This is a genomic window from Acididesulfobacillus acetoxydans (genome assembly GCF_902729405.1).
Classification (GTDB): Bacteria; Bacillota; Desulfitobacteriia; order Desulfitobacteriales; family Desulfitobacteriaceae; genus Acididesulfobacillus; species Acididesulfobacillus acetoxydans.
On the sequence record NZ_LR746496.1, the window covers coordinates 993,850 to 1,012,754 of the forward strand.

General features: G+C 51.7%; 16 protein-coding genes. 11 read left to right on the top strand and 5 right to left on the bottom strand.

Annotated features, from left to right (window positions below; all coding sequences use genetic code 11):
- The first annotated feature begins 14 nt into the window (after positions 1-14).
- Together MNU25_RS04440 and MNU25_RS04445 are read left to right on the top strand one after the other, a co-directional pair.
- The gene (locus tag MNU25_RS04440; RefSeq protein WP_240983960.1) at positions 15-2,012 is read left to right on the top strand and encodes an oxidoreductase; all 1,998 of its coding nucleotides are present in this window, start codon (positions 15-17) and stop codon (positions 2,010-2,012) included.
- A 188-nt stretch (positions 2,013-2,200) separates the two neighbouring features.
- Positions 2,201-3,979, top strand: a complete 1,779-nt coding sequence (locus MNU25_RS04445; RefSeq protein ID WP_240983961.1) for a class I adenylate-forming enzyme family protein — start codon at positions 2,201-2,203, stop codon at positions 3,977-3,979.
- Here MNU25_RS04445 and MNU25_RS04450 read toward each other — a convergent pair.
- On the bottom strand, positions 3,923-4,381 hold the full coding sequence (locus MNU25_RS04450; protein ID WP_240983962.1) for a tyrosine-type recombinase/integrase: 459 nt from the start codon (positions 4,379-4,381) through the stop codon (positions 3,923-3,925). The genes MNU25_RS04445 and MNU25_RS04450 overlap by 57 nt on opposite strands.
- Positions 4,382-4,717: 336 nt before the next feature.
- Here MNU25_RS04450 and MNU25_RS04455 point away from each other — a divergent pair, with 336 nt between their 5' ends.
- From MNU25_RS04455 to MNU25_RS04475, 5 genes are all read left to right on the top strand, one after another.
- On the top strand, positions 4,718-7,105 hold the full coding sequence (locus tag MNU25_RS04455) for an ATP-binding protein (RefSeq protein WP_240983963.1): 2,388 nt from the start codon (positions 4,718-4,720) through the stop codon (positions 7,103-7,105).
- Complete coding sequence (locus tag MNU25_RS04460; protein WP_240983964.1) at positions 7,095-7,805, top strand: response regulator; 711 nt, start codon at positions 7,095-7,097, stop codon at positions 7,803-7,805. Before MNU25_RS04455 ends, MNU25_RS04460 begins: the two co-directional genes overlap by 11 nt.
- A 642-nt stretch (positions 7,806-8,447) precedes the next feature.
- Positions 8,448-9,311: a CPBP family intramembrane glutamic endopeptidase gene (locus tag MNU25_RS04465; protein ID WP_240983965.1), complete on the top strand. Its 864-nt coding sequence runs from the start codon at positions 8,448-8,450 to the stop codon at positions 9,309-9,311.
- Between the two features lie 407 nt (positions 9,312-9,718).
- Entirely contained in the window at positions 9,719-10,129 is a 411-nt protein-coding gene (locus MNU25_RS04470; protein WP_240983966.1) for an NfeD family protein, read from the top strand.
- A 17-nt stretch (positions 10,130-10,146) separates the two neighbouring features.
- Positions 10,147-11,040: an SPFH domain-containing protein gene (locus tag MNU25_RS04475; RefSeq protein ID WP_240983967.1), complete on the top strand. Its 894-nt coding sequence runs from the start codon at positions 10,147-10,149 to the stop codon at positions 11,038-11,040.
- A 230-nt stretch (positions 11,041-11,270) separates the two neighbouring features.
- Here MNU25_RS04475 and rbr read toward each other — a convergent pair whose 3' ends face one another.
- From rbr to tnpA, 4 genes are all read right to left on the bottom strand, one after another.
- Positions 11,271-11,804 (bottom strand): rubrerythrin, encoded by a 534-nt coding sequence (rbr, locus tag MNU25_RS04480; protein WP_240983968.1) that lies wholly within the window; start codon positions 11,802-11,804, stop codon positions 11,271-11,273.
- Between the two features lie 227 nt (positions 11,805-12,031).
- Positions 12,032-12,412, bottom strand: a complete 381-nt coding sequence (locus tag MNU25_RS04485) for a desulfoferrodoxin (protein WP_240983969.1) — start codon at positions 12,410-12,412, stop codon at positions 12,032-12,034.
- A gap of 128 nt (positions 12,413-12,540) precedes the next feature.
- Positions 12,541-13,005 (bottom strand): hypothetical protein, encoded by a 465-nt coding sequence (locus MNU25_RS04490; protein WP_240983970.1) that lies wholly within the window; start codon positions 13,003-13,005, stop codon positions 12,541-12,543.
- Positions 12,953-13,354 (bottom strand): IS200/IS605 family transposase, encoded by a 402-nt coding sequence (tnpA, locus tag MNU25_RS04495; RefSeq protein ID WP_240983971.1) that lies wholly within the window; start codon positions 13,352-13,354, stop codon positions 12,953-12,955. The genes MNU25_RS04490 and tnpA overlap by 53 nt, the downstream gene beginning before the upstream one ends.
- Positions 13,355-13,592: 238 nt before the next feature.
- Here tnpA and argC point away from each other — a divergent pair, with 238 nt between their 5' ends.
- The 4 genes from argC to MNU25_RS04515 all read left to right on the top strand — a co-directional run bounded on the left by argC (position 13,593) and on the right by MNU25_RS04515 (position 18,881).
- Positions 13,593-14,621 carry an N-acetyl-gamma-glutamyl-phosphate reductase gene (argC, locus tag MNU25_RS04500; protein WP_240983972.1) on the top strand — a complete coding sequence of 343 codons (1,029 nt, stop codon included), beginning with the start codon at positions 13,593-13,595 and terminating at the stop codon, positions 14,619-14,621.
- Between the two features lie 239 nt (positions 14,622-14,860).
- Complete coding sequence (gene argJ, locus MNU25_RS04505) at positions 14,861-16,228, top strand: bifunctional glutamate N-acetyltransferase/amino-acid acetyltransferase ArgJ (protein WP_240986724.1); 1,368 nt, start codon at positions 14,861-14,863, stop codon at positions 16,226-16,228.
- Positions 16,229-16,652: 424 nt separating this feature from the next.
- On the top strand, positions 16,653-17,546 hold the full coding sequence (argB, locus tag MNU25_RS04510; RefSeq protein WP_240983973.1) for an acetylglutamate kinase: 894 nt from the start codon (positions 16,653-16,655) through the stop codon (positions 17,544-17,546).
- A 126-nt stretch (positions 17,547-17,672) separates the two neighbouring features.
- Entirely contained in the window at positions 17,673-18,881 is a 1,209-nt protein-coding gene (locus MNU25_RS04515; protein ID WP_240983974.1) for an aspartate aminotransferase family protein, read from the top strand.
- The last annotated feature ends 24 nt before the right edge of the window (positions 18,882-18,905 follow it).

The window sequence follows — 18,905 nt, forward strand, 5'->3', positions numbered from 1 at the left end:
TTGGAGGAGACGACATGGAAAAACTGTTTCAACCGATCAACATAGGGAAAGTAGAAATCAAGAATAGAATCGCCATGGTGCCGATGGCTAACCTTGGTTTGGTGACCCCCGAGGGTTCTTGGACGAAGCGAGCGATTGACTATTACCAGGAAAGGGCCAAAGGTGGAACTGGGCTTATCATTACCGGTGCCGTCAAAGCGGAAAATGAAATCGAGCGTTTGAAGATGCCAAGTTTCCCCTGCATTACCACCAATCCGGCCCAGTTCCTTCAAACCGCATCTGAACTGGTGGAACATGTCCATGCCTATGGAGCCAAGATCTTTATTCAAATCACGCTGGGACTTGGCCGCGTGGCGGCCCCGGGATTCTTAGCCGACGAACCGGTTGCCCCGTCGGCTATCCCGAATTACTGGGATCCGACACTGACCTGTCGCGAGCTTACCACCAAAGAGGTTGAAAAAATGGTCAAGAAAGTGGGTGAAGCGGCACATATTTCTGTCGGAGCAGGCTTTGACGGTATGGAAATCCACGCCGTCCACGAAGGGTATCTCTTGGACCAATTTACGTTGGCTTTGTTTAACCGCAGGACGGATAAATACGGCGGTGATCTGCGAGGAAGGCTCACCTTTCCCATTGAAATCGTACGGGAAATAAAAAGGGAAGCCGGTAAGAATTTCCCCGTCAGTTTAAGATTCAGTATCAAGAGCTATATCAAGGACTGGAGGCAAGGGGGACTGGCCGAAGAGAATTTCCCGGAAAAAGGACGGGATTTGCCGGAAGGGTTGGAGGCGGCCAACATCTTGGAAGCGGCCGGATATGATGCCTTTAACGCCGACGCCGGCAGCTATGATGCTTGGTACTGGGCGCATCCCCCTCTCTACCAAAAACATGGCTGTTACCTCCCGCTCGCGGCAAAACTAAAACAGGTTGTTTCCGTACCGGTAATCGTCGCCGGGCGCCTGGACGATCCGGAACTCGCCCGGCAGGCTTTGGCCGAGGGCAAATTGGATATAGTGGGTATCGGCCGGGGACTTCTGACCGACCCTGATTGGCCCAAGAAGGTTCGCGACGGGCAGGTTGCACGGATTCGTCCTTGCATTGGCTGCCATAATGGCTGTATGGGCAGGATGTTTGAAGTCAAACCCGAATGCTGTACAGTTAACCCGGCTGTCGGCAGGGAGAAGGAGTATGCCTTGCTCCCCGCTCGCCAGAAGAAAAAGATTATGATTATCGGCGGCGGAATCGCCGGCATGGAAGCGGCGCGGGTCTGCACAATTCGCGAGCACCGGGTCACGCTCTATGAAAAAAGCGGACGTCTGGGCGGGCATGTCAACGAAGCTTCGACGCCGGACTTTAAGGAAGATGACCGCAAGTTGCTTGCTTGGTACAAAAACGAGCTTAAGGTTCTGAAAACGCCTGTCAAGATGGAAACGGAAGTGGATCTTAAACTCATCGAAGAGGAAAAACCGGATGTGATTATTGTCGCCACCGGTTCCCAACCGGGAAAACCGGATTTCCCGGGGGCCGATAGCCCGAATGTCGCCTATGCCGCAGAAGTTCTGGAGGGAATAAAAAAAGTCGGAGAACACGCCGTTGTCGTCGGTGGCGGGCTGGCAGGTTGTGAGACCGCTCTCTTCCTCGCCCAAAAAGGCAATAAGGTGACCCTGGTCGAAACATTGCCGGAACTCATGGCCGGCGGTCGCACGGTTCCCCATATGAACAAAACCATGCTCATTGACCTTTTAGCCTATTACCGTGTCGAGGTTATCCTTAATGCTTATCTTGCCGAATATCGGAACAAAATTGCCGTGGTTGCTCAAGATATGCAAAAAACGCGCGTTCAGGCAGACACTTTAGTCCTTGCCGTAGGTTACAAGCCGGACGATCTGCTCTACAAAAAGCTAAACGGCAAATTTGCCGAGCTTTATCTCATTGGCGACGCCAGAGAAGCCGCCAATATGATGAATGCCATTTGGGATGCCTACGATGTGGCAAAAGAGATCGAAGTATGAAGTTAACAAAGTCGCATTAGCCGCCTTATTATTAGGTTACTAAGATGTTTGACCATGGGTCTTTGCTTCTTTCATTCGAGTGGAATAAGAGTTTGCCTTTATTAGCAAAAGGGGTGAGGGGGCAAGACGGCGGACAAGCTCTGGGAAGAGGCGGTCGAGTCAGGCACTGTTTCAAGGGGGTAGAGCACATGGCAGTAAAAGAAAATGGTTGGAAAGAACGGCAAGCGGCTCTGATGGCCGCTTATCCTACTTGGCCAAGGCGGACGCTTTCAGACCACATTGACGAGGCTGCCAAGAAATACCTCGAGCGTCCTTATCTAATTACGCGTAAGAAGATATACAGCTACCGCGAAGTCTTGGCAAGGGTTGATCAGGCCGCTAAGGGGCTGATGGCCCTGGGAATCAAGGCAAGGGAACATGTGATTCTGTGGATGGGAAATTACGCCGAATCCGTTTTTTTGACCTTGGCTCTAAACAAAATCGGAGCGGTCGTGATTCCTCTGAACTTTATGCTCAAAGAAGTTGAGTTAAAAGAGTTGTGGCAGGACTCTGATGCGGTGGCCGTAATTTTTAACGATCGTTTAGGCCGTACCGATTATGTCAGAATGGTGGAAAATATCTGCCCGGAGTTAAAAGGAGCCGGTTCCCCGCCCGATGGCTACGCGGAGTTTCCCAAACTCAGAAATATCATTTGCTATTCGCCGGAGGAAAAGGTTTATCAGGGTTTAGTCAGCCTTAGTGCACTTTATGACGGCGGCAAGGAAATCAGGAAGGAAGAGTTGCATCAGAGACAAGCCGCGTCAGCTTATCCCGATGAGATCTGCCACATTCTCTACACTTCCGGAACCGTCGGCGCCCCCAAAGGCGCCATGCTGACGCATGACATGTTACTGCGAAACGCCTACATTAGCGGTTTAGGCCGTTCGGTTGGAGAAGGACAGTGTATATACTGCCCGCTGCCGCTGTACCATGTTTTTGCGTTGGTTGAGGGAATATTGACCCCTACCTTTGTCGGTGGATCGGTGGTCGTGGATGAACAATTTGCTCCGAGTGAAGCCATTCACTTGATGGAGAAAAATCGGGTTCAAGAGCTCCTTTGTGTACCGTCAATTCTCCTGGCACTTCTTAACTGTCCGGAAAAGGCAGAGCATCGTTTGGAGAGCTTGCGCACGATTTTCTGTGCGGCCACACCCGCTCCGCGCCCGATCTGGGAGAGAGTGCGGCGGGAATTCGGCTCGCGGGAGATGTTAACGGGCTACGGCATGACGGAGGTGAGCGCGGCCACCGTGATGACGTCACCGGACGATTCCCTGGAGGTGCTCTCCACGCGAGTCGGACGGCTTTTGCCGGCTAATTGCAGTGGGTTGCCGGAGTTTGGCGGCCGCAATGTTCAGTACAAGGTAGTGGATCCGGTCACAGGTGAAGAGCTGCCTGCGGGTTCAAAAGGTGAATTTATTTGCCGAGGTAATATCGTAAGTAAAGGTTATTATAAGCGTCCTTTGGAAACAGGAGCTCTAATTGATAAGGATGGCTGGTTGCATACGGGGGATCTGGGGATCATTCACGCCGATGGTTTGTTTGAACTTAGCGGTCGGAGCAAAGAGATCTATCGCGTGTCCGGGGAAAGCGTGATGCCCAAAGAAGTAGAGGACGTGCTTACAAGTTATCAAAAAGTAAACCAGGCTTATGTGGTAGGAGTTCCGGACTCAGTGAGTACAGAAATTGGGGCTGCCTTTATTGAACTCAACCCGGGGGAAAAAGCCACCAGAAAAGAGATCCTGGAATTTGCCCGAGCCCGTCTGGCCAAATTTAAGCTGCCGAAATACGTGTTCTTTATTCGACACGACGATCTGCCTTTTACCAGCACGGGTAAGATCCAGAAGTTTCTCCTGGTTGAAAAGGCTACCGTTCTAAAGAGCAACGGTTTGGGATATGTTGGCAGCGAAAGTGACGCAGAGATTAGCTAAGTGGTCGGTTCTGAGCATTTTCGGGTTTTCAAGCGACAGGACCGTTAACCGATCTTTGCTGCCCTTGCCACTACCCACCCGGATCATCATGTTCTTGGAATCAAGGTCTGCGATACGGAGATTCAGGGTTTCAGAAATACGTAGGCCCGAAGAGTAGGTGGTCAAGAGAATAACCCGGTGCTTCGGATTAGCCACGCGATCAAGGATAGAGAGAATCTCGGCCTTAGACAGAACAGAGGGAAGCTTTTTAGGTTTTTTGGGCCGCACGATGACGTCGTCCGACCCGCCATAGTGGAGGACCTTGTTGAAAAAGAGTTTAAAAGCGTTGCAGGAGATGTTAATATTACTGTAGCTAAGACTGGTGCGGACATGGAGGTACGCTTCGAACACCGTCAAACGCAAGGGACTTTCATTCCCTCCATCCCCCCGCTGCAAAAAGCTATGTTTGCGTTTCCCTGCGGCCCATAATCTGACCGGGTTATAAAGGCTAGGATGTTCGTAACGTCCCAGCCCTTATTCTTATGGCCTTTGACTGGTTTGATAATAGTGATATCTGCGGTGCCGAATTCAACTAATCAAAGGGGTACACATTCCCGTAGTGTTACTCCCTTAAAAAAACTCCGGGTCTTGAAGGAAATCAGAAAGAGTATGTCAAATACTATTGGGGGAGGGCCACAGTAAAAGGAGAGGCCAGCAAGATGACTCCTATCTCCGGATGGAAGGAGAGGATGGGCAACCTTGTTGAGAAAAGTGTCCTTGAGGCGGTCGGCATATTACCTGGCAAGCGCTGTTTTTCTCATGGTCTCCATGATATATCTGGGCGCGATGATTGATCAGGCTTACATAGGGCTGGAACTCGCACATGTCAACGGGAAATGGATCGTGGCAGCCAGCGACCCGAACGGTGCAGCGTACAAGGCCGGAGTGCGCGTGGGGGACCGGATCTTAGAAATCAATCATAAGGATCCGGGTGCGTACGACGACGTTCGGAAATGGAACGAAGCTGAAGGATCCGCAACACTCAAGATCCGGGAGCCGGGGCAGTCTGGGTATAGGGTGGTCAAAGTACAACGAGGGACAGTAAGGCTGGAGTCTTTAAGTGAGATTTTCTTGATTATTCTGGGATATCTTTTTGCAAATCTGGGACTACTCACCTGGATAAGACGCCCCCTTTGGAGCCCGGCCCGGCTTTTCTTTTGGCTAAACTGGTGTATCGGTTTGGCGCTCGTCTTGGCCCCCGTCTCAGGTCGCGGTTTGATCTTGGCCAGGGAGTTGGAGTATGTCACTCTGTCTTTTGTTCCGGTACTTCTCACCAAGTTTTTCTCTGTTTTTCCGGTCGAAAGGAAAACCAGAATTAGCGAGTACGGGGTCCGGGTCCTCATCAGTGCTTTCATAGCTATCGTGGGCCTGACCGTCCTCCAGTCGGCCGGTGTGCTCGATGCCGCCGCTTGGCTGACGAAATTCGTGCTTGCCACCGTGGTAGTGGGGATTCTTATCTCGCTTTGGAACTTAGGGGTGCTCATTCGGTCAGAGGGCCGTCAATCGGAAAAAAACCAGGCCGGTATCATGCTTTTGGGCACAGTCATGGGGTTTCTGCCTTTTGTTTTGTTGACGGCACTGCCTTTGATTTTCAATTCGCAACCTGTAGAAAACACAGAACTGAGCTATCTCTTTGTGGCCGCGGTTCCCATCACCTGGTCTTACGTGATCGTCAACCGGTATTTGCCGGATGGCCGGCGGCTTTTGAGAAGAGTATGCTCCTTCTTCTTGGCGGCGGCAATTGCAAGTTCTGCGCTCACTTGCCTCATCTTCTTTACCGGAATATTAAAGGCTTTAGACCTCGAAGCGTTTCTCGCGGTGTTTTCGCTGACCACGCTGACGAGCCTGGGTTTCGAGGGACTTCGCTTGATGATAACCAGGCTTTTCGAAAGACTTGGTTTTTTGACTGTGGAGCAGGACTTAGACCAAAGAGTTTGTCAGTTAAACGAACGCTTGGCTTCACTGCAGGAAGAAGACCTAATCTTGGAAGAGCTGGCAACGAGCCTCGGGGTTGAGGGGGTCTTGTTGATCGTTCAGAATACGAACGGAGGCTCCATAAAAAAGGCCGTGGGAAGGTTCTTGGCAAAGCCTGATGAACAGACGAGGCTGGAGAGATATTTCCAAGCGGATCAAGGGGCTAACTCCGGCGCAGCAAGACTTCCCGAGGATTGGCCGGCTGAGATCTGTATTCGGCTAGCCGGCAAGGATTCTCTCGCCGGGGTGTTTCTCGGTCACCGTTACTCTCGCATCAAGTTTCGAGGCCAGGAGCTGCCGCTCATAACGATGATCTGCGGTCAAGCGGCGCAACACCTTGTAACCGCACAGGTTATCCGGGAACTGTCGCAAGACATCCGGAACATGGCGCAAAGATCTCAAGTTTACCAACGTAAAGTTCGGAGACTGCAAGGAATAACGGGCTCTCTGTTCAAAAACATCGAGCAAGAGAGGAAAGCCATGGCTCGTGACCTGCACGATGGTCCCTTGCAGTCAGCGCTGGATCTGTCCCGGTGGCTGGATGAATTGGCTGATAACTTTGCAAACGCCAAAGACCTTGGTGTCCGCAAGGCAATGGCTCACCTGCGGGAGGTCAGCCGCAACTTGAACTTTGAACTGCGCGCGCTCTGTTCTGACCTGCGGCCGCCATCATTGACGGATTTGGGACTACTTTATTCCGTCCGGATCCTGTGCGAAGAGAAAATGGAAAGTGATTCATTTGCACTTTCCTTGGCCAGCGTAGGGATTAGCGAAGGAACACGTCTTAAGGAGGAGGTGGAATTAGTCGCGTATCGCTTTTTTCAGGAAGGGATAACGAATGCCATGAGGCACACTAGTTCGGGTGAAATAAACTTAAGAATTGAGCTGAAGGAATCTGTGCTTGAATTGGTCGTTGAGGATTCCGGTAAGGGCTTTGATCTTGGCAGAATAGATGACTTGCCACTGACAAATGAGCATTTGGGTCTGGTTAGTATGAAAGAACGGATCGAAGGCTTGGGCGGTACGCTGCACATTTACTCAATGCCCCTTCAAGGCACTGTGCTAAAAGCTTCTATTCCAACAAGCGGGAGGGAGAGAAAAAGTGCGGTCTGATCAAGAAAAACCGGATAAGACAAAAATATTACTGGTTGATGACCATACCCTTTTCGCGGAAGGGACAGCGGACTTGCTATCGGCGGAAACCGCTCTGGAAGTCGTAGGAATCGCGCACGATGGCAGGGAATGTCTGGCTTTCTTGAAGTCAGAGACACCGGATGTCATCATGCTTGATATTGCTTTGCCGGACTGCCTGGGCATCGGTCTGATCGATCGGATTAAAGCAAGGCAGCCGTCTGTGAAGATTATTATGCTTACGGGTCTTAACCCCGGAGACTATCTGAGAGAGGCGTTGCGGAAAGGCGTGCATGGCTTCCTCACGAAGGAATGTAATAAAAGGGAGCTGATCGAGGCCATATTCTCTGTGAAACATGGGCAAGACTACTTTTCCAAAGGGGTGGTACCTTTTCTCAGGCCGGCTTGTTCAGGCTATGGTGAGCAGGCGCGGACTTCGGCTGCACAGTCGGACGGCGTGGCCAAGCTGTTGTCCGACAGGGAAGAGGAAGTCATGGATCTTATGGCAAGAGGCTTGAGTGACCGGGAAATTTCCTCAGCCTTGGGCATTACAATCCGGACTGTAAAATATCACACCGGTAACATTCGTTCTAAACTCGGTGTAAAATCTCGCTCAAAGGCGATAGCTGTTTGGAGTAATGGGGGGAACAGGGCTTATGAAGGAATGGATATACAGCCGTGATGCCCCAGTCCTGTACTTAGGTGCTGGGATTTTTTTTTTAAACACCTGTACTTAAGTACGTTGTGGGGGGTTGTCGCGGGTGGTTATAATGTGACTGGGTTCTACTATAAAGACGATGGATTCCATGGAGAAAGACGTGTTCAGTCAACCATCCTAACACAGGGGGGAAGCCAGGAGCTTCCGCGCGAAGCATTCGGTGATTCTGCTTCAGCATAGATTAGGGTTTTACGGGGTGTGATTTAATGGCGCGGTCGGCTTTCCAAGCGTAGGGCCATTTCAGGTGTCTAGGAGAAGACTAAGACCTTGTCTCTCATATGATATTTTTGCCCGAGTTCGGATTCCTGACTCGCATGGGGAGGAGGGTATTAAGATGTGACCTACTGGAACGAGCGTGCAACCCCCTACTTTAAGGTGGCTTTTGGTTGTGTCTTGTGACCCATCGGTGTGTTTCTGACAGCTAAGTTGAGAGACTTCTTATGGGCGTCATCATCCAGCATGACTATTGATACTCAAAGAGTGCTGTTCACGGTCATGTGGGAAGGTTTCTCTGCTTTAATGGGCCTTTTACTATTTCACTATTTGGACAAATTGTCAATGATAGAGGTCAGAAGGATTAACCGGTAACACCTGGGAGGGCTTGGCATGATACGCTGGAAAGAGTGGGGTAAACCTTATCTCAGGGTACTCATAGGTTGTGTTCTGTGGTTTGCGTGTGTCTTTTTGGTAGCAAAGCTGGGAGATTTTCTTGTTACACTCTCGTCAAACGTAAGAGTGATAAATGGCTTGAAAATGGCTTCTGGGGCTATCCTCGAGGGATCTTTTGCGGCTCTGGCGCTTTTGCTATTTCGCTATTTGGAGAAGCGACCACTAAGGAATTTTGGTTTAAAGTTTTCAAAAGAAGCAAGACGGATTACAGTGTACAGTTCAGTAATTTTGGTAGTTTCATTTATTGTCTTCATCGTACTGACTCAGGATGCTTCCTTGGGTCGCTGGCATATTCTCTATGTATACCAGTTAAGCCTGCTCCCCGTTTCTAAAATGTTGATCTATACGGGCGTCATGCCGGGTGTTGGTGAAGAGTTCTTCTTCCGTGGATACGTTTTTCGTTCTCTGAGAGACCACAATATTGTGGTAGCTTACGCATTTTCAGCACTGTTTTTTTCCTTAGCACACTTCATGTTCAACCCATTTGGGTTAATCTACTTTGCCTCTTTGCTGCTCCTTGGGTTTATGCTTTCAGTTCTTTTCGATGAGACCGGCTCACTGTGGCCTGGAGTTGTTATTCATGGGCTTATAAATTTCATTGCGTCCCTACTTGAAGCTAATTCGATGGGTGTCTCGGTTTTTTACCTAGAGATTTTAACTACCGTTCACGAATGGGTGAACCTCCTACGGCTCAGCTACATTGGAATGAGCCTTGAAATTATTGCCCTGATAATCATAAGAGCCTGGCTAAAGAAGAGGGCGGTTTTGACGGCTACAAGTGGCGATCGCCGGGGCCCCTAAGTTAGAAACTTTGAACATTTTGGAATTCCATCGGGTACCAGTACGTAAGAGAGCTTTTTGAGGAATCTTTTTAAATAATCAAATCAGTCCCTTGAAGAGGTCGGTTAATTGACGATAAAAACGAGGTGACTTGTAGGTTATTATTGCGAGGACCTATATCATGATGGCAAGTAATGGTATGGCATTTCATAAAGATTCGATCTTTCATCCTGGGAAGGAGTGTGGCTAAGGTCCGAGAAGGTCTACTAAGTACTTTTGTGGCTTAAATTTTGTGGCGGTCCTTCTCGTCAGCGGCGTAATTACGTGCGGATTCCCGACACTTTTTTGATCCATCGGGAATAAGCCGCGGAAACTGCTGAAAGGCCACTAAGGCGACCCAAGCAATTATGGCAAGGAGGGGGGATACGATGATAAATATAGTGTGGTTGGGTATTGTTGCATTTTCCATGATCCTTGAATTTTTCACTCGCACATTCTTCACTTTATGGTTTGGGCTAGGGGCGATCGTTGCCTTTGTGCTTTCACTTTTGGGTGTACCCCTCCCCGTTCAGATCGTCACATTTCTGGTGATTTCCCTGGTCCTCCTGGGAGTGTTTCGTCAATACGCTGTTAAATCGTACAAATACAAGACAAATATTCATGAACTGATCGGACAGGAGGCGATTATATGCGGTGAGAATGCCAACGGAAGTCTTCTCAGGCTGAATGGCATCGAATGGACAGCCGAAACCGAAGATGGCAAGGCCTTGAATATTGGAGACCGGGTCTTGGTCAGGGGTATCCGAGGGATAAAGCTGTTAGTCAAAACGAAGAGTTAGCAGGGGGATTGATTTAAATGTATTTTACAATTATTGTAGTGGTTTTGATCTTAGCCGTACTGGCGGTTATCATTAAGAACATTCAAATTGTGCCTCAAGGGTATGCCTACGTTGTTGAGCGTCTCGGGGCTTACAAAGAAACCTGGGATGTTGGATTACATATCAAGATGCCTTTCCTGGAGCGGATTGTTCGTAAGGTCTCCATCAAGGAACAAGTCATTGAGTTTGAGCCCCAAGCGGTCATTACCAAGGACAACGTACTGATCAAAATTGATACCGTGATGTACTATATGATTACGGACACTAAGGATTATGCCTACGGGGTGGAAAAACCAATCATGGCCATCGAGAAAATGACGGAAACAACCTTGCGGAGCATTGTGGGTGACATGGAATTTGATCATATTCTCACGCTAAGAGAACAAATCAATACCCGACTTCGCGAGACCGTTGATATGGCGAGTAATAATTGGGGCATTAAGTTGGTGAGAGCGGAGATCCGGAACGTGATTGCTCCGGACGAAATTCGCAATGCCCTAGAGAAGCAGATGCAGGCTGAGAGGCAGAAACGGGCGACCATTCTTACGGCAGAAGCAACCAAACAAGCGGCGATCCTCACGGCGGAGGGGAACAAACAGGCCGTCATTCTGAATGCAGAAGCCGAGCGGGATGCCCAAATTCTTAGAGCCGAGGCTGTAAAGCAGTCCAGAATTATTGAAGCACAAGGGCAGGCTGAAGCCATAGCTAAAATTCAGGAAGCTGCGAGCAATGGTTCCAAGGAGTTTCTGGCCATCCGGGGACTTGAGGCCCTGGAACGAGCGGCTAATGGGCAAGCTACGAAAGTCATTATTCCAGCCGAAATGCAGAACATTGCGGCTATCTCAGCGACGCTCAAGGAGATTGTGTCTTAGCTTCCTCTGCCCATCCCGGCGGGCGTTGCAGGAGAACCTATCAAGTTACCAATGTCTGCATGAAGGGTATGCCGTCAAGGTACATATAGGTAATTCAGCCGGTGAACGCAGGTAGGGGAAGGCAGGATCGTGTTCCCTGTTAAAGAAGGACTCCCATTGAGGGAGTCCTCCTCTAACAGGGAACCTGCGGAAAATTAAAAGCGACGGACAGAGGGGAAGTCCTGCTCTTCCTAGTAATTTGCCGGCAGGATCTCGTAGAAGGCTTGCGGGTGGCTGCAGACGGGGCAAACGTCGGGAGCTTCCGGGCCTTCATGGATGTGGCCGCAGTTGCGGCAGCGCCAATAGACTTTTTCCGGTTTGGCAAAGACTTTCTTTTCCTGAACATTGGCCAAGAGCCGGCGATAGCGTTCCTCATGGCTTTTTTCAATCCGGGCCACTTCTTCGAAGAGTTGGGCGATGTCCTCGAAACCCTCGGCGCGGGCCTCTTTCGCCATCGTCGGGTACATGTTCGTCCACTCATAGTGTTCACCGCCGGCAGCCGCCTCAAGGTTGGAGGCGGTGTCGCCGATGCCGTTCAAAAGCTTGAACCAAATTTTGGCATGCTCTTTTTCGTTGTCAGCCGTCTCCAAAAAAAGGGCAGCCAGCTGCTCATATCCTTCTTTCTTCGCGTGAGACGCGAAATAAGTGTATTTGTTGCGGGCTTGGGATTCCCCGGCAAAGGCCGCCAACAAATTTTGCTCGGTCTTACTCCCTTTCAAAGCCATTTGGTATTCCTCCTCGAAAGTTTTCTCTTCTCCGGATTACGCATCTTCCCAGTCTAACTCCGTGGCGGGAGCCGCTAGAGGATGACTGCTGCGGCAGAGTATGGGGGCAGCGCGTTCAAAGCGCTGGGGGTCTGAATCTCCCCATGACTAAAGCCGGCTAAAACCGGCTAAAGCCAGGGGCACGCGGCTAAGCCTCTTGGTCAAGGAGCCCGTCAGTTGTCAAAAAGCTACCGGTCTTTCCAGAGACCGTGGAGGTTGCAATAGGCCCGTACTTCGAGAACAGAGGCCGCTTCGACTGCAAAGACCGCCTCCGGGCTTTGCCCGGGGGTTAATTCGGCGCGTAACACTTGATTCGCAGTAAAAACCTCAATGAAGCGGATGAAGTGTTTTTCCTCCATCGGATGGGGAACCGATCCCACCTTAACCAAAAGTCCTGCGTCCGTCTGTTCGACCACCGGAATGTGCTTCTCCTTAGCTCCCTCCTGCGCCAGAGCGTCGAGCTTGACCATGGGTTGGTGACAGCAGACCAGGGCGGGAGCCCCAGGATTGACCACCTCAATCACATTGCCGCAGACGTTGCACTTGTAGAGTTCCCTAACCTTTGTCATACATCAGCACCTCTTTCTCCTCATAATGTCCCGCTCTTACCTGTAATGATTACTAAGTAGTTACGGTTCTACATGTTATATTCTACGGAAAGTCGCGTTTTCCTCCTGCGACAGCGCCAAAGAAAAAATTATTTTCCAAGATGAATACCCGCCCGATCTTGTTGTCCAGATAATCCTGTAAAATCAAACGAACGGCTTTGCTTAGGTAGTCGCGGGTAGTCGCGCATGAAGTTTTCCCGGTTGTAGGCAATGGATGCCAATCTATGAGTCTCCCCCTTAATACTCTGCAAATCTCTGATAGATTGCAGCCGTGCGCGTTCCCCGGCTTTGTACACAAACTCCGCTTCCAAGAAGCGGGCGTGGTGGAGGGGGTTTAGGTGTACTTCACAGTACGCGATAGGACGTTGTGCAATGCGCTTTGGTGCACGGATGTTAATCGTTAAACCGGGATGTTCTTTCGTGAACAGATTGGATATTGGCACCTGAAAATAGCCATCGTAAGCAGTGACCGCATTGGTCAAACAAAGAAGTTGAGAATAGCTAGTGATCTTGGCACTCTTCGATGTAATGCCGGATGGTTTCTGCGGAGACATTCCCGGCGGTCCCCACGTAGTAACTGGGTGCCCAAAGCGTTCCCCTACTCGTCTTTTGTGCCAAATTAGGAAACGCCATGAGCACTCTTCTGGCTGACCAACCCTTAAACACTTTCACCAGGTCAGCCGGTGCATACTTGGGCGGTGCAGATACAAACAGGTGAACATGATCAGGCATCACTTCCAGCGCAATGATCTCCCACCCCTTTTCCTGCGCTGCGGTTCTAAGTGACTCTTCAACCGCCAGAGCTACGTTACCCGTAAGAATCTTGCGTCTGTATTTGGGTATCCATACCATGTGATAGTTTGTAAGGTAAGTTGCGTGTCGAGTATTCTTGAATTTATCCATAACTTTATTATACCATAAACATTGACCATGTGTATGGATTTTTGAGGGAGGTGCTCTCATCCCCGGAAGCGAATTCCGAGGTTTTCCCGCGCACGTTCTCCAACAAGTCGGGCCCAGCCCAAAGTCGGCGCAAAGAGAAAGGAAATTAGGTCCCACCCATTGCATAATTATGCGAGTAAATGTATACTTATGAAGTAGCGCGAAGTTTGGACTTCGTTTGAATCCCGGGGGTGAAGAGATGCGTGTGGGTATTTTGGGGGCCACAGGTTACACCGGTCAGGAACTAGTCCGTTTGCTATCAAACCATGCGGCGGCGGAAATTATCTATTTGGGTTCATCCAGTATGGCGGGAAAATCTTATGCGGGCATATTTCCGCAGTTCAGCTCAGAGGCTGCCGTTGAACTGCAGGATGAGACGGTACCTGACGGGGTGGATGTGCTTTTCTGTGCTTTGCCGCATGGAATAACGGCTGCCAGGGCAGGGAATTATCTGGCGCGCGGTATTAAGGTAATCGATTTGGGAGCGGATTTTCGCCTGCATCGGCCTGAGGTTTATGAAAAATGGTATAAGGTAAAGCATCCGGCACCCGAGCTCCTGCCGGAGGCGGTCTATGGCCTGCCGGAATTGCACCGGAATGGGATCAACGGGAAGTCCCTGGTAGCCAATCCCGGCTGCTATCCGACGGCGACTCTCTTGGCTCTGGTTCCCTTGCTGAGAGCCGGTTTGCTGCAGGAGGATTCACTCATCGTGGACGCCAAGTCCGGGGTTTCCGGGGCCGGCAGGGGCGCCTCCCTGGGAACGCACTTCTCGGAAGTGAATGAGAACTTCAAGCCTTATGGCGTGGCTGAACACCGGCACACGCCGGAGATTGAACAGGAACTTTCAGAGGCCGCCGGGCGGGAATTGGTCGTGAGTTTTACGCCCCACCTGGTGCCGATGATTCGGGGTATTTTGGTGACGATTTATGCGGGGATAAAAGAGGGAGTGGATGAAGACGACCTTAGGGCGGCTTGGCAGGAAAGCTACCGGGACGAAGTTTTTGTCCACGTTCTGCCGGAGGGCGTTTGGCCCCAGACGAAATTTGCTTCCGGTGGGAATCACGCTTTTCTCCAACTCATGGTAGACAGGCGAACCGGGAGGGCCGTTATCGCCGCTGCTATCGACAACCTGGTGAAAGGGGCCTCCGGACAGGCAATTCAGAATATGAATATACTCTTTGGCCTGCCTGAGGATCTGGGGCTAAAAGGTCGGGGCATGTGGCCCTGAAAAGGTCCGGACGTGTGGCCCTGAAAGGTTCAGGGATTTGGCCCTAAATTTAACGGCGGGAAAAAAAGAAAGAACTTCGGCCTTGAGGCCATGGAGGGGGCAGTACGAAAGATTTTGCTCTTTGCTCTGCGGGCCAAGAGACGCGACATATGAACGGGGTGGAAGACATGAGCGGTATAGACGGTAGAAGTGGTATGCGCAGTGCAAGCCGGGTAAACGGCGTGATCAGTATGGGGGGCATGGGCGCTGAGCTGGGCCAAGATGTACCGCAAGGACGTGCTTGGGTGCCTGTCCCCGGCGGCATCGCGGCGCCGTGCGGTTTTTGGGCCGACGGGGTGAAAGCGGAGGTTAAATATCCGGACAAATATGATGTGGCGCTGTTGTACTCGTCTCGGCCGGCTCAAACGGCGGGGGTGTTTACACGCAATCTGGTCAAGGCCCATCCTCTGGTTCTGAACCAGAGACACTTGGCCAATGGCGTGGCGCAGGCGGTCGTCATGAACAGCGGTAATGCCAACGCTTGTGTAGGCGAAGCCGGGGACTGGGCGGCCTTGGCCATGGCTCGCTTGACGGCGGAAGCGCTGGAGATAGGGGTTGATGATGTTCTCGTCGCCTCCACCGGAGTTATCGGAGTGGAGATGCCCATGGATCGGGTGGCGGCCGGCATCGAGAAGGCAGCGGCGGAAGTGCGTGTTTTGAGGGAGAGCGGGCCAGCTTTGGCTCCCGAGGAGAGAAGCGGCGAAGCATCGGACTCCGAGGGGAGAAACGAGGAAGCGTCGAATCCCGCAAGGAGAAACCGGGAAGCATCGGATTCCGAGAAAAAAGTCGAGGGCGCCCACCGGGCTGCCCTGGCCATCATGACGACGGATACGGTAGCCAAAGAGCTGGCCTGGGAATTTCCCTGCCGGGGGGGTACCATTCGTCTCGGCGGTATGGCCAAAGGTTCGGGGATGATCCATCCCAACATGGGGACGATGTTGGGGTTCTTGACCACGGACGCTGAAATTCCGGCGGCTGAGCTGCAAAGGCTGCTGCGGGAAGCAGTCGATGAAAGTTTCAACATGGTAACAGTGGACGGGGATACAAGTACAAACGATATGGTCCTGTTTCTGGCCAACGGGGCTTCGGGTCTGGCTCCCGTGGCTGAGGACTGGGACGGCTTCGCCCGTATGGTGAAGGCTATGTGCCGGGAACTGGCTCAGGCGATTGCCCGGGACGGGGAAGGAGCCAGCAAATTTCTGGAAGTTCGGGTTCTGGGGGCCAAGACGCGAGAGGATGCCCGCAAGATCGCCAAAAGCGTCTGTGCTTCCAGCCTGGTTAAGACGGCCATGTTCGGTGAAGATGCCAACTGGGGGCGCATCCTCTGTGCGGCCGGGTATGCCGGGGCTTCTTTTAATCCGGCTAAGGCGGATATTCTGATTGGAAACTTGCCCATGGCTTTGGCGGGACAGGGACTCGCTTTTTCGGAAGAGGAAGCGAAAGAAATCCTGCGGGCAAAGGATATCCGGATCACCGTGAACCTGCATGGGGGTGTAGAAGAAGCGACGGCTTGGGGGTGTGATTTAACCCACGATTATGTGACGATTAACGGAGACTATCGGACGTAAATCGGAAGTCGGAAGCCGTAAGTCGGAAGCCGTAAATCGGAAGTCAGAAGTCGGAAATCGGAAGTCAGAAGTCAGAAATCGGAAGTCAGAAGTCAGAAATCGGAAGTCAGAAGTCAGAAGTCAGAAGTCAGAAGTCAGAAGTCGGAAATCGGAAGTCAGAAGTCGGAAGTCAGAAGTCAGAAGTCAGAAGTCAGAAGTCAGAAGTCAGAAGTCGGAAGTCAGAAGTCAGAAGTCGGAAGTCAGAAGTCAGAAGTCGGAAATCGGAAGTCAGAAGTCAGAAGTCAGAAGTCGGAAGTCGGAAGTCAGAAGTCGGAAGTCAGAAGCCGTAAATCGGAAGTCGGAAGTCAGAAGTCGGGAGCTGGACGTCAGAGGCTGGGAATGGACCGGCTGAAAGAATGAGTTGAACGAAGAAGGAGCGGCTGGAATGGCTTTTAGAGATGATGGAGCCGAAAAGGCACGCGTATTGGTTGAGGCGCTCCCCTATATTCAAAAGTTCGCCGGCAAAACGATTGTCATCAAGTACGGCGGGCACGCTATGGTGGACCCGCTCCTGAAAGAATCAGTCATGTTGGATGTTCTGCTTTTGCATTCGGTCGGGATCCGGCCGGTGCTGGTGCACGGCGGGGGCCCGGAGATTAACGCCATGTTAAAAAAAGTCGGTAAAGAGAGTCAGTTTGTGCACGGGCTCAGGGTGACCGATGCCGAGACGATGGAGATCGCCGCTATGGTTCTGGTGGGCAAATTGAATACAGAGATCGTCTCTATAATCAACCGCTTCGGCGGCAAGGCGGTGGGGCTTTCCGGCAAAGACGCCTCTCTGTTTTTGGCGGAGAAGAAGCCCATGCGGCTGCCGAATAGCCGAGGGGAGATGGAGGAGATTGACCTGGGCTATGTAGGGGAAATTTACCAGGTTGCGCCGGATCTGATCGAGACGCTTTTGGACCGGGGGTATATTCCGGTCATTTCTCCTCTGGCCGGGGGAGAGGATGGAGAAACATATAATATCAACGCCGACACGGCGGCCGGAAAAGTGGCGGAGGCCCTGAAGGCCGATAAGTTCCTTCTGCTGACGGATGTGAGAGGAGTCTTGCGTACTCTTGGTGAGCCGGAATCGCTTATCTCCACGATCCGGCGGGAGGAAGTGACGGTTCTGATGGAACAAGGAGTTTTCAGCGGAGGGATGATGCCTAAAGTGGAGTGTGCCATAGCGGCTCTGGCGGGCGGGGTCGGAAGTGTGCATATTTTTGACGGCCGTCTGCCGCATGCCATTTTGTTAGAACTTTTTACAGACGGTGGCATAGGCACTATGTTTACGTAAGGAGAGTATCAAAAGGGCTGGAGAAAAAGAGCATCACAGGAAGAGCATTAAGAGCATCACAGGAAGAGCATTAAGAGCAGCAAAAGGAAGGGCATTATGAAGAGCTTATGAAGAGGAGGGGTTTTCATGTTGGAAGGTTTGTCCACTGCCGAGCTCGTGGCCAAAGGCCAGGCCGTGGTCATGAATACTTACGGGCGTTTGCCGCTGGCCTTGGTGCGCGGTGAAGGGTCCTGGGTCTGGGATGTCGAGGGTACACGCTATCTGGATTTCGTCACCGGCCTAGCCGTCAATTCCTTGGGCTATGGGCATCCGGCGATTGTCCAGGCGATCCAGAAGCAGGCCAAGGAGATTTTACACACCTCCAATCTCTATTGGATTCCGAATCAAATCGCGTTGGCCGAGCGTTTGGCGGAGAGTTCCTTTGCCTCCAAGGTTTTTTTCTGCAACAGCGGGGCCGAGGCCAACGAAGCCGCCATCAAACTGGCCCGGAAATATGCCAAGAAAAAATACGGTGAGGACAAATTCGAGATCATTTCCCTGAAAAACTCTTTCCACGGGCGGACTTTGGCCACCTTGACGGCAACCGGGCAGACCAAATATCAACAGGGGTTCGCCCCTTTGCCTGAGGGCTTTTCCTATGTGGAGATCAATAACCTTGGGGAACTAAAGGAGCGGGTGAACGAAAAGACAGCCGCGCTCCTGATCGAGCCTATCCAGGGGGAAGGCGGGGTCTTTCCCGCCTCAGAAGAATTTTTAAGGGCAGCCCGCGAGCTCTGCGATCAGTATGGGGCCCTGCTCATTTTTGACGAGGTTCAGGTCGGACTGGGTCGTACCGGGAAACTCTTTGCTCATGAGTGGAGCGGGGTAGCTCCGGATATCATGACTTTAGCCAAAGCCTTGGGTGGGGGAGTGCCGATTGGGGCCATGCTTGCCGGCGAAGAAGCGGCGGCGGCTTTCCAACCCGGGGACCATGCTTCGACTTTTGGCGGAAATCCCTTGGCGACGGCGGTCGGATGTGCCGTACTCGACGTCATGCGGCAGCCCGGCTTCCTGGAGGACGTTCGGGAGCGTGCCCTTTATTTCCGGCAGGGTTTGGAGCACTTGGCCGAAAAATATAAGACAGGTGAAAGTGTCCGGGGGCAGGGGTTTATCCTGGGCTGGCCCCTGCCCAAGCTGGGGGGAGAGGTTGTGCAGCTCTGCCGCGAGCGGGGGCTTCTCGTCAACTGTATCGGCGGCAAGACTTTGAGATTTCTGCCACCGCTTACGGTGAGCAAAGAAGAAATTGATCAGGCCTTGGGGATTTTGGATAGGGTTTTGAGCGAGAACTGGAAGTAGTACTTTGGCCGGCGGGTGACGGGG